Genomic DNA, 12,786 nt, shown 5'->3' on the forward strand with positions numbered 1-12,786 from the left:
GACATGGCACTCGCGGCGACCTTCGCCGGGGCCGGCTTCGGCAACGCCGGGGTGCACATCCCGCACGCCAACGCCTACCCGATCGCCGGACGGGTCAAGGACTTCCACCCCGCCGACTACCCCGGGGAGGAGCCGCTGGTGCCGCACGGCATGTCCGTCTCGCTCACCGCGCCCGAGGCCTTCCGCTTCACCTTCGACGCGGCACCGCAGCGCCACCTGGCGGCGGCCCGACTGCTCGCCGGCGACTCGGAGAAGGACTACGGCACGGTCGCCGACGAGGAGCTGCTGCCGACCGTGCTCATCGACCTCATGCGCGACATCGGGATCCCGAACGGGTGCGGCGCGGTCGGCTACGGCAGCGGCGACATCCCCGACCTCGTCACTGGCGCGATCCAGCAGCAGCGGCTGCTCGCGACCGCACCGAAGCCGGTCACCGAGGACGCCCTCGCCGGGATCTTCGAGCGCAGCCTGGCGCTGTGGTGAGGCTCTAGCGGGGCGGGTCGATGGTGATGTCGGCGACCTGCTGCAGCACCGGGCGGTCGTGCTCGTCACCACTGACCACCCCGCGGGCCCACCACATGCGCAGGCCGCGCCCCTGCACCTCGAGCGTCGCGAGGTTGTTGTCGAACCACGGCCCCTCGACGTAGGTCCAGCGAAGGGGTGGCCTCGGGACCCGGGTCGCCAGTGACGCCGCCCGGCCGATCGGCGCGGCGACGCTGCGGGAGAGGAAGGCGGTTCCCACCCGGACCGAGCGGGGGAGGGGGTTGCGGATCGGTGAGCAGACCGCCTGGATGACCCGACTGCGAAGGGGGTCGACCCCCCTTCGCTCGTTGGCTCGGGTGTGCCAGGCCTCCGAGACATAGCTGTGGTGCACGTCGCCGGAGAGGAAGGTGACGGTGCCCGGTGGGGCGCCGCGCCGGCCGCTCGCCACCTCGATGACCATGTCGCAGACCTGCGCGAAGCCCTCCTGGAAGGCCGCCCAGTGCTCCATGTCGACCGCCTGGCGCAGCTTCTCGCCCACCTGGGCCGCGCGCTCGCCCCAGGCGCCGGCGGCGAGCGCCTCGTTGAAGGCCTCGAGGTTGTGCAGCCCCTGCGCGAGGAAGAAGGGCAGGGAGGTGCCGATGAGCAGGTGGTCGACATCGCCGCGCATCTGCCCGTCGAGCCAGGCCATCTCCTGGTCGTCGACGATGGAGCGGCGTCCCGGCTCGAGCACCCGGGCGGCGCGGGAGTCGACGACGACGAGCCGCACCTGGTCGCCGAAGTCGCGGGAGTAGCTGAAGCGGTAGGCGGACGGCTCGGCGTCGACCCGCTCCGCGAGGTCGTCGAGGGTCTGGGTGAGGTCGAGCTCGCCCGGCCCGTCGTGGCCGGTGATGATCTGCCAGATGTCGTCGTCCGCGCGCTCGGCGGCGGTGAGGTTGCCCAGGTGCTGGTAGACCCAGTACGACGAGAGCCCGGCGACGATCCGCTCGTGCCACCACGAGGTGGCCTCCATCTGCCGGCGCCAGGCCAGCGAGGTGTTCCAGTCGTCGCGCACGTCGTGGTCGTCGAAGATCATCACGCTCGGCAGCGTCGAGAGCAGCCAGCGGGTCGCCGGGTCGCGCCAGGCGAGGGGCGTAGAGGTGGGCGTACTCCTCGATAGTCCTTCAGCTCCTCCCACGGCGCCTCGTCCAGCGAGCGGCGCGAGGCGATGAACTCCCGCATCGCCGGAGAGGTCTCGTCGGCGTAGACCTGGTCGCCGAGGAAGAGGACCATGTCGGGCCAGCGGGTGTCGGACTCGTCTGCGCCGTCGGGTCCCTCCTCGGAGTGGGTGATGCCGGCCATGCGCAGGCCGTAGGCGCGCAGGGCGTCGACACCGTGGGTCGCGTTGCCGTCGGCGTCGTGCGGGACGCTCGTGCGGCAGGAGCCGAAGGCCAGGCGAAGGGGGCGCTGCTCGTCGATCGTCGTGAGGACCGGCGCTGGGTACGGGAGTCGGGCTCGGGCCAGACCAGCTCGTCGTCGACGAGCACCTCGTACGGGGTGGGCTCGGCCGGGGGTGAGCCCGTCGATCACGACCAGGGCGTAGTGGTGCCCGTGGACGGCGAAGGTGGGGGCGCTCGCCTCGGTCTGACCGGCCTGGACGGTGACGGTGGCGGCACCCGCTGGTCTCGACCCACACGGCGGCGGACGTGGCCTCCACGCTGCGCAGGAGCGGTCCGAGGATCAGCGCTGACATGGGCCCCACTCTCGCACGGGCCGCTCACGTGCAGTTTTGCCCGGCCCGCTAGAGCGCACCGGGCGCCCGAACGTGGCACCGTAAGCCTCGTACCCGATTCGAAGGAGGCCGTCATGGCCAAGATGTCTTTCCTCGCCGGCATGGCTGCCGGCTACGTCCTCGGTGCGCGCGCGGGCAAGGAGCGCTACGAGCAGATCAAGACCCAGGCCAACCAGCTGTGGTCGAGCCCGAAGACGCAGAAGGCCGTGGGCCAGGCCAAGCACACCGCGCAGACCCAGGGCCCGGCCGTGGCCGACAAGGTGACCGGCGCGGCCAAGGACGCCGCCGGCACCGTCAAGGACAAGGCGAGCCGCGGCGAGGACCTGCCGGACACGATCCACCGCGGTGACGACGGCGAGCTGCACGCCGACACCAGCGGCTTCGGCCCGGGCGGCGACAAGCTGCCCTGAGCCTTAAGGCTCGACCGACGCGAAGGGGGAGGGCCCGCCGATGGCGGCCCTCCCCCTTCGCCGTCCCCTCCCCCGCAGCCGATTCGAGGTAGAAACGCCCGGCCTGATACACCGGTCCTACCTCCACCGACCTGGGCCCGAGGCGAGGCGCACACTGGTCGCATGTGCCGCAACATTCGACAGCTCCACAACTTCGAGCCGCCCGCGACCTCCGAGGAGGTGCGCGCCGCCGCGCTGCAGTACGTGCGCAAGGTGAGCGGGTCGACCAAGCCGTCGCAGGCCAACGCGGAGGCGTTCGCCGAGGCCGTGGACGAGGTGGCTGCTGCGGCGACCCAGCGGCTGCTCGGACAGCTCACGACCGCCGCTCCGCCGAAGGACCGGGAGGTCGAGGCGGCGAAGGCACGAGAGCGTGCCCGCGCTCGCTATGCAACTTCTGGGTAACCTCCTGTGACTCCTGAGCCCTGTGGGTAACGGGGCGGGACGAAGAATCTTCTATGCACAGCATGTGAGGTGACGCAGCCCCGGAAAATGAGGGTTACTGCGAAGTCACGTCGGCGCCTCTCCGGACCATCCACAGGGTTGTCCACGGGCTGTGCACACGCCGATCGCGTGTCGTCCACAGATTGTCCACACCTCCTCCACAGGCCCGTTAGGTCGTTGTCGGTGCTCGGTGCCACAGTTGCCTGACCGCGCGCGGGAGGTGCTGTGACCACGAGTGATCTGGAGTCGATGTTCGGCTCGATGCCGCCCGCAGACGAGGGCGAAGGGGGCGGCCGGCCCGGCGACAGAGTGCCGCCGCAGGACCTCGGGGCGGAGCAGTCCGTGCTCGGCGGGATGCTGCTGAGCAAGGACGCGATCGCCGACGTCGGCGAGACGGTGCGTGGGGGCGACTTCTACAAGCCGGCGCACGAGCTGATCTTCGACGCGATCATTGACCTGTACAGCAAGGGCGAGCCGGCCGACGCGATCACCGTCGCCGACGAGCTGAGCAAGCGGGGGACGCTGCAGCGAGCGGGTGGGCAGGCCTACCTGCACGACCTCATCCAGTCGGTGCCGACGGCTGCCAACGCCGGCTTCTACGCCCAGATCGTCGCCGAGCGGGCGATCCTGCGCCGGCTGGTCGACGCTGGGACCCGGATCGTGCAGATGGGCTACGGCACCGGCGGCGGGGACGTCGAGGAGATCGTCAACGCCGCCCAAGCAGAGATGTATGGCGTTGCCGAGAAGCGTGGCGGCGAGGACTACGTCGCGTTGTGGGACACGCTCAACGAGACGATGGCCGAGATCGAGGTGGCCTCGGGGCGCAGCGACGAGCTGACCGGGGTGCCGACCGGCTTCACCGAGCTCGACGAGCTGACCCACGGGCTGCACCCCGGTCAGATGATCGTCGTGGCGGCCAGGCCTGCAGTCGGCAAGGCGCTCGCGCTGGAGACCCCGTTGCCCACCCCGACGGGCTGGACAACGATGGGCGAGGTCGCCGTGGGCGACCAGTTGCTCGATGCCACGGGACGTCCGACGAGGGTGGTCGCCGCTACCGAGGTGATGAACGGCAGACCCTGCTACGAGGTGGAGTTCTCCGACGGGACGGTCATCGTGGCAGATGAGCAGCATCAGTGGCTCACCGACACCCGAGCGTCGCGCAGGTCCTTCCAGTCCGCGCGGGACAAGCGCAACCGATGCCAGAACCAGCAGACCTTCGCTGAGGTACGGACGACGTCGGAGATCGCGGCGACGCTGCGTACGCAGACCGCGGAGCGCCGGCTGAACCACTCGGTGAAGCTGGCCCGGCCTCTCGACCTGCCTGAGGCAGACCTGCCCTTGTCTCCTTATGTGCTTGGGGCGTGGGCTCGGTGATGGGTCGACCGACTGTGCAGCTATCACGACAACCGATGACGGGATCGTCCAGCGACTCGAGAGCGAAGGGCTTGTGGTCACCAAGACGGCCGCTCCGATGCGGTACTCGCTTCGGCTTCCCGTGACGGAGGCCGCCACCCGTACCTGCGTGGTGTGCGGTGAGCACTTCGTGCCGAGAACCTCGCAGGTCAAGACCTGCGGCCGGTCGTGCGGGGGCCGTTCACGTGGGACTGATCGGATGCCGGCACCTCGCTGCCCGGACTGCGGTCAGCCGTCATCTGGACAGCGACGCTGCCAGGCATGTCATGCCGAGCACGGCACGGTCCAGGGGCTGCTACGCACGGTCGGAGTGCTCGGCAACAAGCACATCCCGATGGTGTACCTGCGAGCCAGCGAGGCTCAGCGCAGGGAGGTGCTGGCGGGACTGCTCGATACCGACGGGACGGTGACGAAGGCGGGGTGCGTCCAGCTCACGACGACGTCTCGCCGACTCCGCGATGACGCCTACGACCTGGTCGCGGGACTGGGCTATCGGTGCGGCGTGAGCGAAAAGGCCGTACACGGCCGCTCGGTGCAGTCCTCGACCGCATACACCCTGACCTTCAGCGCCGATGAAGAGGCCTTCGCCTTGGAGCGCAAGGCGACGTTGCATCGCGAGCGTCGGGGGCGGACTTTCCAGCGCCGGGACTCACGGTTCATCACCGACGTCCGGGCCGTGCCATCGGTGCCGGTCCGCTGCGTCGAGGTGGACAACGACGACCACCTCTACTCGCTGGGCGGGCGATGGTGCCGACGCACAACTCGACGCTGGGAATCGACGTGGCCCGCGCGGCAGCGATCCAGCACAAGATGGCGACGGCCGTCTTCTCGTTGGAGATGAGCCGCACCGAGATCACGATGCGGGTTCTCGCGGCGGAGGCCTCCATCTCGCTGCAGAGCCTGCGGCGGGGGCGGATGAGCGACCCCGAGTGGGCAAGCTCTCGCGGGTCATGGGACGGATCAGCGCGAGCCCGCTCTTCATCGACGACAGTCCCAACCTTGCGCTCATGGAGATTCGAGCCAAGGCGCGCCGGCTGAAGCAGCAGCACAACCTCAAGCTCATCGTCATCGACTACCTGCAGCTCATGACGAGCGGCAAGAAGGTCGAGTCGCGTCAGCAGGAGGTCGCCGAGTTCTCCCGGGCGCTGAAGCTGCTCGCTAAGGAGCTCGAGGTACCGGTCATCGCGATCAGCCAGCTCAACCGTGGCCCCGAGCAGCGAACGGACAAGCGTCCGGCGATGAGCGACCTTCGCGAAAGTGGCTCGATCGAGCAGGACGCCGACGTCGTCATCCTGCTGCACCGGGATCGCGACCCCGAGGCAGGGCGCGAGGGCGAGGCCGATGTCATCGTCGCCAAGCACCGCAACGGACCCACCGCAGACATCACCCTTGGCTTCCAGGGCCACTACGCCCGGTTCACCAACTTCCAGCGCGAGGGCGGCGACTTCTGATGGGTTTCGCCGCCTGTCGAGGCGCCGCCCTTGCTCCTGACGCGACGTGAGGTCTTAGCGTGGCGGCATGACCAGCACCAGCCCCGGCGGCCAGTGGGGCATCGGCGACGTTGCCCGACGTACAGGCGTCACTGAACGCACTCTGCGGTACTACGAGGAGATGGGCCTGCTGCTTCCGGCCCGCGATGTCGGTGGCCGGCGCCGGTACGACGGCGGCACCATCGATCAGCTCTACCGGATCCGGCTGCTCCGCGAACTTGGTACGTCCGTGGCCGACCTCAACCTCGATACGGACGAGCTGCCCGGCCTCACTCGGCGCCACCTCGTGGACCTCGATTCGAAGCTGGCCGACCTCGCTCGGGCGCGGGAACGAGTTCGGGGCGTCGAGGCCCGTCTCCTCGAGGGCGACCAGCCCACTGCCGAGGCCCTGCTTGAACTGCTCTCAGGACTACCGGCTGATGAGCCCGCGTTGACGCGGCGGATCACGTTGCTGGTGTACCGCGACATCGCGGCCGGGCACGCCTATCTCGTCGATGTACTGGGTCTGGCTCCTGGACCGATCAGCTTCGACGGCGATCGGGCGGTGCACGGCGAGGTCCATGCTGGCGACGGCGTGGTCTGGCTGCACCGGGAGGCCCCCGAGCACCGGATGGTCTCGCCGCTCACCACCGGCACGGTCACTGCCTCGCTCGCCATCCTCGTCGACGACGTCGACGCCCACCACGCCCGCGTGGCCGCAACCGGCGCCGCGATCGACCACCAGCCGGCCGACATGCCCTACGGCGTGCGCGAGTACAGCGTGCGCGACCCGGAGGGCCACCTCTGGTCGTTCCAGACACCCCTCCCCGATCTCGAAGAACAGGAAACCCGATGACCCAGCTGACTCCCTATCTGTGCGTCGCCGACGCCCGAGCCGCCATCGAGTGGTACGTCGCCGCGCTGGGCGCCGAAGTGACCTACGACCCGATCGTCATGGACGACGGTCGGGTCGGCCACTGCGAACTAGCGATTGGCGAGGCCCAGTGGATGATGTCCGACCAGTTCGACTCCGCCGGGATAGCGGCCCCCGACCCCGCCCGCGGGGCGGCGGTGTCACTGCACCTCACGGTCGCCGACGTCGACGCGGCCGCCGCCCGCATCGTCCGCCAAGGAACGCCAATGGCCAGGGGCCCCGAGGACAGCCCGCCCTCCGGGCGGGTGGCGGTCTTCGTGGATCCGTTCGGTCACCGCTGGTTCCTGAACCAGCCTGCCGAGAGCTGACTCAGGTTCGCAGCAAGGGTCTGGGCACCGAGTTCGGTCTGCGTGCCCGCGCCTGCACGGTTCCACCGACGAGCTTCGAGCCAGGACGCGAGGGTGGCTGCCCGCTCTCTGAGCCCGAAGACGACCTGCCAGGCCATCGGGAGCGAGAGGATGATCACGATCGCTGCCGGGGTGTTGAGGAGGAGGAACCCGAAGGCAACGCCTTGGAGCACGTAGAGCAGCAGCATGGCGAGCGACCCGGCGATGGCCGTGGCCTCGAACGAGTAGCCGACGTCGGTCCCGGCCAGGTCCGCGGCTGCGGCCACCGCATACGAGCCGATGAGGGTGGCGACGACGACGAGCGCGCTGAGGACGGTGACCGCCACGATGCGGGCGGAGATAACGCGCCAGCGGCGCGGTTCGACCGTGAAGGTGACCAGGCCGGCGCGCTGGCTCCACTCCGCCGTGGCGGCCATGATGCCGATGACGGGTAGCAGGATGCTGAACGGGATCCCCGCGATCTCGAACAGCCCGAGCGCCCGACGCCTTCCGGTTCACCGAGGTCGGCCAGGTCAGCCAACACGAGGACACGATCCGCGCCTACCTGCGCGAGGCCATGGGGTACGCCGAGCAGGGCGTGCGGCCACCCAAGGTCGAGCTTGAGGTGGAGATGCCCGAGGCGCTGGCCGCCGACCCCGAGATGGCGCAGGCCTTCGACGCGCTCACCCCCGGCCGGCAGAAGAGCTGGGCGCTTCGCGTCGGCTCCGCGAAGAAGACCGAGACCCGCGCCAGCCGCTCGACCAAGGCGCGGGAGAAGATCCTCGCCGGCAAGGGCGCCCTTGAGCGCTGAGTCCACCGCCGATGGACCGTTGGTCTGAGGCTCCCCGGGGAGCTGCGAAAGGGGGTGGCGGTCGGCTCGGCTGTTGCCCCAGATACTGGGGCAACGGTGGAGGCTGATGAGATGGCACCGCGCGCGCCGCACGGCGACCTTCGCCCCCACCCGCGGGGGCGAAGCACCGCCGGCCGAGGCGGGGCCTATCCGGCCACGTCGAAACGGTGCGGGATCACCCCTTCGCCCCCGCGGTAGGGGACAAAACCCATCGCCCGGTGGTACGCGAGCCCGGCCTCGTTGTCCGCGCCGATCGTCGCGTCAATGTGTGGCAGCCCCGCCGCTCGGGCACCGCGGCCGTGGCCTCGGAATCGTCGTCCCGAGCGTGTCGCAGCGTGATCACGGCCGCCGCCCGGTGGCGAGGAACATCGGGAAGTCGCGCTCGCCGCCGTCGACCTCCTTGGTGATCGCACCGGCGTCGCGTACCTCGACCTCGACCAGCCCCGCGCTCTGCAGCCATGACCTCGCGCTCTGCCGAGTGAAGCCGTCGTGCCCGTCGAAGTCCTCGACCCCGGCGTGGAAGGCGCCCTCCGCGTCATGGTCGAGATCGACCAGCGCGAGGTGACCACCGGGACGCAGCAGCTGGGCGCACCGACCGATCACCGCGGCGACGTCACCCATGTGATGCAGCGTGAGCACCCCGACGACGACGTCGAACCGCTCGTCGAGCAGCTCGTCCCGCTCGATGTCGTACCGCCGCGCCTCCCACCCCTCGAAGCGAGGATCGGCCAACCGCTCCCTGGCCACCTCGACCATCCCTGGCGCGACATCGGTGACGACCGCTCGGCCAATGACATCGGCCAGCTCGCGGCTCAGCGACCCGGTGCCACCGCCGATCTCGAGCAGCTCCAGGTCGGGACGAAGGGGGAGAGTCGCCCGCAGCAGCGCGGCGACTGCCAGGGTCCGCTCGGCGTGCCCGGGCTTGTCGTCCCACCCGGCGGCCTCGTCGCTGAACCGGTCGGCGTCAGGCTGGTGCTGTGTCATCGGCCCATCCTCGCCTACGTGCCACGAGGGCAGCGGCGACGACGACCACAGCCGCCACCCCGGCCGCGATCGCGGTGGCCAGCGACTCCGGCTCGTCCGTGAGGCGCCCGACGACGATCCACGCCAGACCCCAGGCCATCGCCCCGGCGACCGCGAGTCGCCCGCCCAGCCGGCGGGCGAGGACGACCCCGAGCACGGCGACCACGACGAGCACCCCGACGGCAGCGGCGTCGGCGACGGCGGCACCAGGCTCGACCCCCGACGAGACGAGCGCAGCTGTGATGTTGGCGCAGGTCGCAACCGCGACCCAGCCCAGGTAGAGCCCGAGCGTCCCGTCAAGGACGACCCGGTCGACCGGCCCCTCGGCCGCGACCTCGGTCAGTCGCCGCACGACCACCCCGAGCACCAGCGCGAGCGTGACGATGACGCCGACGCTTACCCAGATCCAGCCAGCCTGCGTCACGAGCAGCCAGGCCGCGTTGAGCACCATCGACGCGGCCACCCACCAGCCGGTGGCTCGATGCCGCGCACGCGTGGCCTGGCTCGGCAACCACTGGTAGATGGTCAGCGCGAACAACCCGAGGTAGATCACCGACCAGATCGAGAAGGCCGGCCCGGCCGGCGCGATCCGGGTCGCGTCGGCCGCGAGCGCACCGCCGGAGGACTCGGCCACCCGGGTGCCGATCACCCCCGTCCCGACGAGGGTGCCGACGATGCAGAAGACCTCAGCCAGGGTGACCGCGACCCGGCGCAACCGGTCACCACCCATGCCGGCACTCACCCCTTCGCGTCGTCGTAGGCGGCTCGGTCCGCGAGCGCCCGCTCCACGGCCTCGCGGTAGGTCATCGGCTCGAAGGGGACGACCTCGCGGATCGTGTGGTCGGTGACGAGGACCTCGACGTCCATCGAGTCGATGAGGTTGCGCCCTGTGGTGACGTCGACATCGGTGACCAGCGCGAGCCAGCGCGCCGAGAGCTGCGGGGTGAGCACCGGCACCTCCACGATCGGCGGCACCCGGCGGTCCCCGCTCTCGGCGGCCTGCTGGAGCATCTCGACGTAGGTCAGCTGGTCCGGCCCGCCGATCTCGAAGACCTGCCCGATCGCCGCCTCGACCCCGGCGACCCCGACGAGGTAGCGCACGACGTCATCGAGGGCGATCGGCTGGGTCCGCGTCTGCGCCCACTTCGGGACGACCATCGCGGGCAGGTGCTTGACCAGCTGGCGGGTGATCTCCCAGGAGATCCCGCCGTGCCCGACGATCACCGCCGCTCTCAGCACGGTGACGGGCACACCCCCTTCGCCCAGATGTCCCTCGACCGCCCGGCGCGAGCGCAGGTGCACCGACAGCTCGTCGGTCTCCGAGCCCAGCCCACCGAGGAAGACGATCTGATCGACCCCGGCGTCGGCGGCCGCCTGCCCGAAGGCGCGGGCCGAGCGCGCCTCGGCCTCCTCGAAGTCCTCCTGGTCGAGGGAGTGCACGAGGTAGTACGCGATGTCGACCCCCTCCATCGCCGGGCCGAGGGTCTCCGGCCGCTCGACGTCCCCCTCGACCGCCTCGCCGGGACCGGAATACTTCTGCGGGCTGCGGGTCATCGCCCGCACCTCGTGGCCGGCGTCGAGCAGGGCGGGGACGAGACGCTGACCGACGAAGCCGGTGGCGCCCGCGACGAGGACGGTGCTCATGGAGCCAACCTACGCACGATCAACGGCCCCGGGAGCGCTGAGCCCCATCGCCGTTCGCTGGGCTACGGGGGCGAGGCGTCAGGGGGCCGGTGGCATCCCGACCGCAGATTAGGTATACCTAATCTCATGCCTGAGCGTCCTCGCCCCCCTCTGCGTACCGCCACTGTCGACCGCACCGAACGCATCGGTCGCGACCTCGTCCGGGTCGTGCTCACCGGCGAGGCTCTCGCCGACCTGCCCGAACTGGCCTTCACCGACCACTACGTCAAGCTCCTCTTCGGCGAGGTGACCCGCACCTACACCATCCGCAGCTTCGACCGCGTGACCCAGGAGATGGCGATCGACTTTGTCGTGCACGGCGACGCCGGCCTGGCGGGTCCGTGGGCGGCGCGAGCACAGCCGGGGGAGGAGATCAGCTTCCGCGGGCCCGGCGGCGCCTGGGCGCCGGACCCGAGCGCCGACGTGCACCTGCTCGCCGGTGACGAGAGCGCCGTCCCGGCGATCGCCGCGGCGATGGAGCAGCTGCCCGTCGGCGCGCGGGCCGAGGTCGTGATCGAGGTCGCCGACGCGGGGGGCGAGCTCGACCTGCCCGGCTGCCCGGGCGCTCGCATCACCTGGGTGCGCCGCGACGAGACCGGTCTGGGCTACGGGCATGCGCTCGCGGCGGCGGTCCGCGACCTGGAGTGGCCGAGGGGCCGGGTCGCGGCCTTCGCGCACGGCAACGCCGACATGGTCAAGGATCTGCGCCGCTACCTCTTCGTCGAGCGCGGCCTGCCCCGTGACCAGGTGTCGATCTCGGGGTACTGGCGCACCGGCCAGGACGAGGGCGCGTGGCAGGCCGGCAAGCGCGACTTCGTTGCCGCGATGGACGCCGAGGAGGCCGCGCTGGCGAAGGGGTGAGCCTAGGGGCAGCAGCGCCGACGGGTGAGCGCGGTGCTCAGGAGCCGGCGAGCTTATCCAGCCGGGTCTGCATCGCCTCGCGGCGGTGGGCGTTGCCGTGCAGGTCGACGTAGCGCTGCCCGTAGTGCTCGAGCAGGTCGTCGTCGAGCCGGCGCACCGCGCCGGCTCGACGACGACCTGCTCGAGCACTACGGGCAGCGCTACGTCGACCTGCACGGCAACGCCACCGCCGCGAGGCGATGCAGACCCGGCTGGATAAGCTCGCCGGCTCCTGAGCACCGCGCTCACCCGTCGGCGCTGCTGCCCCTAGGCTCACCCCTTCGCCAGCGCGGCCTCCTCGGCGTCCATCGCGGCAACGAAGTCGCGCTTGCCGGCCTGCCACGCGCCCTCGTCCTGGCCGGTGCGCCAGTACCCCGAGATCGACACCTGGTCACGGGGCAGGCCGCGCTCGACGAAGAGGTAGCGGCGCAGATCCTTGACCATGTCGGCGTTGCCGTGCGCGAAGGCCGCGACCCGGCCCCTCGGCCACTCCAGGTCGCGGACCGCCGCCGCGAGCGCATGCCCGTAGCCCAGACCGGTCTCGTCGCGGCGCACCCAGGTGATGCGAGCGCCCGGGCAGCCGGGCAGGTCGAGCTCGCCCCCCGCGTCGGCGACCTCGATCACGACCTCGGCCCGCGCGCCGACGGGCAGCTGCTCCATCGCCGCGGCGATCGCCGGGACGGCGCTCTCGTCACCGGCGAGCAGGTGCACGTCGGCGCTCGGGTCCGGCGCCCAGGCGCCGCCGGGCCCGCGGAAGCTGATCTCCTCCCCCGGCTGTGCTCGCGCCGCCCACGGACCCGCCAGGCCGGCGTCGCCGTGCACGACAAAGTCGATCGCCATCTCCTGGGTCACGCGGTCGAAGCTGCGGATGGTGTAGGTGCGGGTCACCTCGCCGAAGAGGAGCTTGACGTAGTGGTCGGTGAAGGCCAGTTCGGGCAGGTCGGCGAGAGCCTCGCCGGTGAGCACGACCCGGACGAGGTCGCGACCGATGCGTTCGGTGCGGTCGACAGTGGCGGTACGCAGAGGGGGGCGAGGACGCTCAGGCAT

The 12,786-nt window shown here is 70.8% G+C and carries 14 protein-coding genes and 2 pseudogenes; 8 read left to right on the forward strand and 8 right to left on the reverse strand.

Annotated elements, in window-relative coordinates; translation table 11 throughout:
• Positions 1–483, forward strand: a 483-nt coding sequence (locus FB557_RS00005; protein WP_144854505.1) for a dehydroquinate synthase/iron-containing alcohol dehydrogenase family protein, incomplete at its 5' end; no start/stop codon positions are given.
• Between the two features lie 4 nt (positions 484–487).
• Here the strand turns inward: FB557_RS00005 and FB557_RS14765 are convergent.
• The 3 genes and pseudogenes from FB557_RS14765 to FB557_RS14905 all read right to left on the reverse strand — a co-directional run.
• On the reverse strand, positions 488–1,558 hold the full coding sequence (locus FB557_RS14765) for a metallophosphoesterase family protein (RefSeq protein WP_342778880.1): 1,071 nt from the start codon (positions 1,556–1,558) through the stop codon (positions 488–490).
• Positions 1,555–2,049 carry a hypothetical protein gene (locus tag FB557_RS14770; protein ID WP_342778881.1) on the reverse strand — a complete coding sequence of 165 codons (495 nt, stop codon included), beginning with the start codon at positions 2,047–2,049 and terminating at the stop codon, positions 1,555–1,557. Before FB557_RS14770 ends, FB557_RS14765 begins: the two co-directional genes overlap by 4 nt.
• A gap of 97 nt (positions 2,050–2,146) precedes the next feature.
• Positions 2,147–2,212 (reverse strand): annotated as a pseudogene (locus tag FB557_RS14905) (DUF7800 domain-containing protein); the annotation flags it as partial.
• A 113-nt stretch (positions 2,213–2,325) separates the two neighbouring features.
• Between FB557_RS14905 and FB557_RS00015 the strand changes: the two are divergent.
• The 5 genes and pseudogenes from FB557_RS00015 to FB557_RS00035 all read left to right on the forward strand — a co-directional run bounded on the left by FB557_RS00015 (position 2,326) and on the right by FB557_RS00035 (position 7,265).
• The gene (locus FB557_RS00015) at positions 2,326–2,661 is read left to right on the forward strand and encodes a YtxH domain-containing protein (protein WP_144854507.1); all 336 of its coding nucleotides are present in this window, start codon (positions 2,326–2,328) and stop codon (positions 2,659–2,661) included.
• 162 nt (positions 2,662–2,823) lie between these two features.
• Positions 2,824–3,102, forward strand: a complete 279-nt coding sequence (locus FB557_RS00020; RefSeq protein WP_144854509.1) for a DUF2277 domain-containing protein — start codon at positions 2,824–2,826, stop codon at positions 3,100–3,102.
• Between the two features lie 300 nt (positions 3,103–3,402).
• Positions 3,403–6,005 (forward strand): annotated as a pseudogene (gene dnaB, locus FB557_RS00025) (replicative DNA helicase).
• 67 nt (positions 6,006–6,072) lie between these two features.
• Positions 6,073–6,879, forward strand: a complete 807-nt coding sequence (locus FB557_RS00030; RefSeq protein WP_144854511.1) for a MerR family transcriptional regulator — start codon at positions 6,073–6,075, stop codon at positions 6,877–6,879.
• Complete coding sequence (locus FB557_RS00035) at positions 6,876–7,265, forward strand: VOC family protein (protein WP_144854513.1); 390 nt, start codon at positions 6,876–6,878, stop codon at positions 7,263–7,265. The genes FB557_RS00030 and FB557_RS00035 overlap by 4 nt, the downstream gene beginning before the upstream one ends.
• Here FB557_RS00035 and FB557_RS00040 read toward each other — a convergent pair.
• A complete protein-coding gene (locus tag FB557_RS00040; RefSeq protein WP_144854515.1) occupies positions 7,229–7,720 on the reverse strand; it encodes a hypothetical protein in 492 nt (163 codons plus the stop codon). The two genes, FB557_RS00035 and FB557_RS00040, sit on opposite strands and share 37 nt — an antisense overlap.
• A 140-nt stretch (positions 7,721–7,860) precedes the next feature.
• On the opposite strand from FB557_RS00040, the gene FB557_RS00045 reads away from it, so the two are divergent.
• Positions 7,861–8,094: a YdeI/OmpD-associated family protein gene (locus tag FB557_RS00045; RefSeq protein ID WP_144854517.1), complete on the forward strand. Its 234-nt coding sequence runs from the start codon at positions 7,861–7,863 to the stop codon at positions 8,092–8,094.
• A 378-nt stretch (positions 8,095–8,472) separates the two neighbouring features.
• Here FB557_RS00045 and FB557_RS00055 read toward each other — a convergent pair whose 3' ends face one another.
• From FB557_RS00055 to FB557_RS00065, 3 genes are read right to left on the reverse strand one after another with little or no spacing between them, the layout of a single operon-like run.
• On the reverse strand, positions 8,473–9,117 hold the full coding sequence (locus tag FB557_RS00055; protein WP_144854519.1) for a class I SAM-dependent methyltransferase: 645 nt from the start codon (positions 9,115–9,117) through the stop codon (positions 8,473–8,475).
• Positions 9,098–9,898 (reverse strand): TspO/MBR family protein, encoded by an 801-nt coding sequence (locus FB557_RS00060; RefSeq protein ID WP_144854521.1) that lies wholly within the window; start codon positions 9,896–9,898, stop codon positions 9,098–9,100. Before FB557_RS00060 ends, FB557_RS00055 begins: the two co-directional genes overlap by 20 nt.
• Complete coding sequence (locus FB557_RS00065) at positions 9,895–10,800, reverse strand: NAD(P)H-binding protein (protein WP_144854523.1); 906 nt, start codon at positions 10,798–10,800, stop codon at positions 9,895–9,897. Before FB557_RS00065 ends, FB557_RS00060 begins: the two co-directional genes overlap by 4 nt.
• Positions 10,801–10,926: 126 nt before the next feature.
• On the opposite strand from FB557_RS00065, the gene FB557_RS00070 reads away from it, so the two are divergent.
• Complete coding sequence (locus FB557_RS00070) at positions 10,927–11,700, forward strand: siderophore-interacting protein (RefSeq protein WP_144854526.1); 774 nt, start codon at positions 10,927–10,929, stop codon at positions 11,698–11,700.
• Between the two features lie 312 nt (positions 11,701–12,012).
• On the opposite strand, the gene FB557_RS00080 is transcribed toward FB557_RS00070, so the two are convergent.
• Positions 12,013–12,786, reverse strand: coding sequence for a siderophore-interacting protein (locus tag FB557_RS00080; RefSeq protein WP_144854526.1), 774 nt, complete (start codon positions 12,784–12,786; stop codon positions 12,013–12,015).

The sequence above is a fragment of the Marihabitans asiaticum genome (genome assembly GCF_007828725.1).
Taxonomy (GTDB): Bacteria; Actinomycetota; Actinomycetes; order Actinomycetales; family Dermatophilaceae; genus Marihabitans; species Marihabitans asiaticum.

Excerpts from the sequence above, each read along its gene's own strand:
- FB557_RS00015 (WP_144854507.1), top strand. The coding sequence starts at position 2,326 with ATGGCCAAGATGTCTTTCCTCGCCGGCATGGCTGCCGGCTACGTCCTC.
- FB557_RS00020 (WP_144854509.1), top strand. The coding sequence starts at position 2,824 with ATGTGCCGCAACATTCGACAGCTCCACAACTTCGAGCCGCCCGCGACC.
- FB557_RS00030 (WP_144854511.1), top strand. The coding sequence starts at position 6,073 with ATGACCAGCACCAGCCCCGGCGGCCAGTGGGGCATCGGCGACGTTGCC.
- FB557_RS00035 (WP_144854513.1), top strand. The coding sequence starts at position 6,876 with ATGACCCAGCTGACTCCCTATCTGTGCGTCGCCGACGCCCGAGCCGCC.
- FB557_RS00040 (WP_144854515.1), bottom strand. The coding sequence starts at position 7,720 with ATGGCCGCCACGGCGGAGTGGAGCCAGCGCGCCGGCCTGGTCACCTTC.
- FB557_RS00045 (WP_144854517.1), top strand. The coding sequence starts at position 7,861 with ATGGGGTACGCCGAGCAGGGCGTGCGGCCACCCAAGGTCGAGCTTGAG.
- FB557_RS00055 (WP_144854519.1), bottom strand. The coding sequence starts at position 9,117 with ATGACACAGCACCAGCCTGACGCCGACCGGTTCAGCGACGAGGCCGCC.
- FB557_RS00065 (WP_144854523.1), bottom strand. The coding sequence starts at position 10,800 with ATGAGCACCGTCCTCGTCGCGGGCGCCACCGGCTTCGTCGGTCAGCGT.
- FB557_RS00070 (WP_144854526.1), top strand. The coding sequence starts at position 10,927 with ATGCCTGAGCGTCCTCGCCCCCCTCTGCGTACCGCCACTGTCGACCGC.
- FB557_RS00080 (WP_144854526.1), bottom strand. The coding sequence starts at position 12,786 with ATGCCTGAGCGTCCTCGCCCCCCTCTGCGTACCGCCACTGTCGACCGC.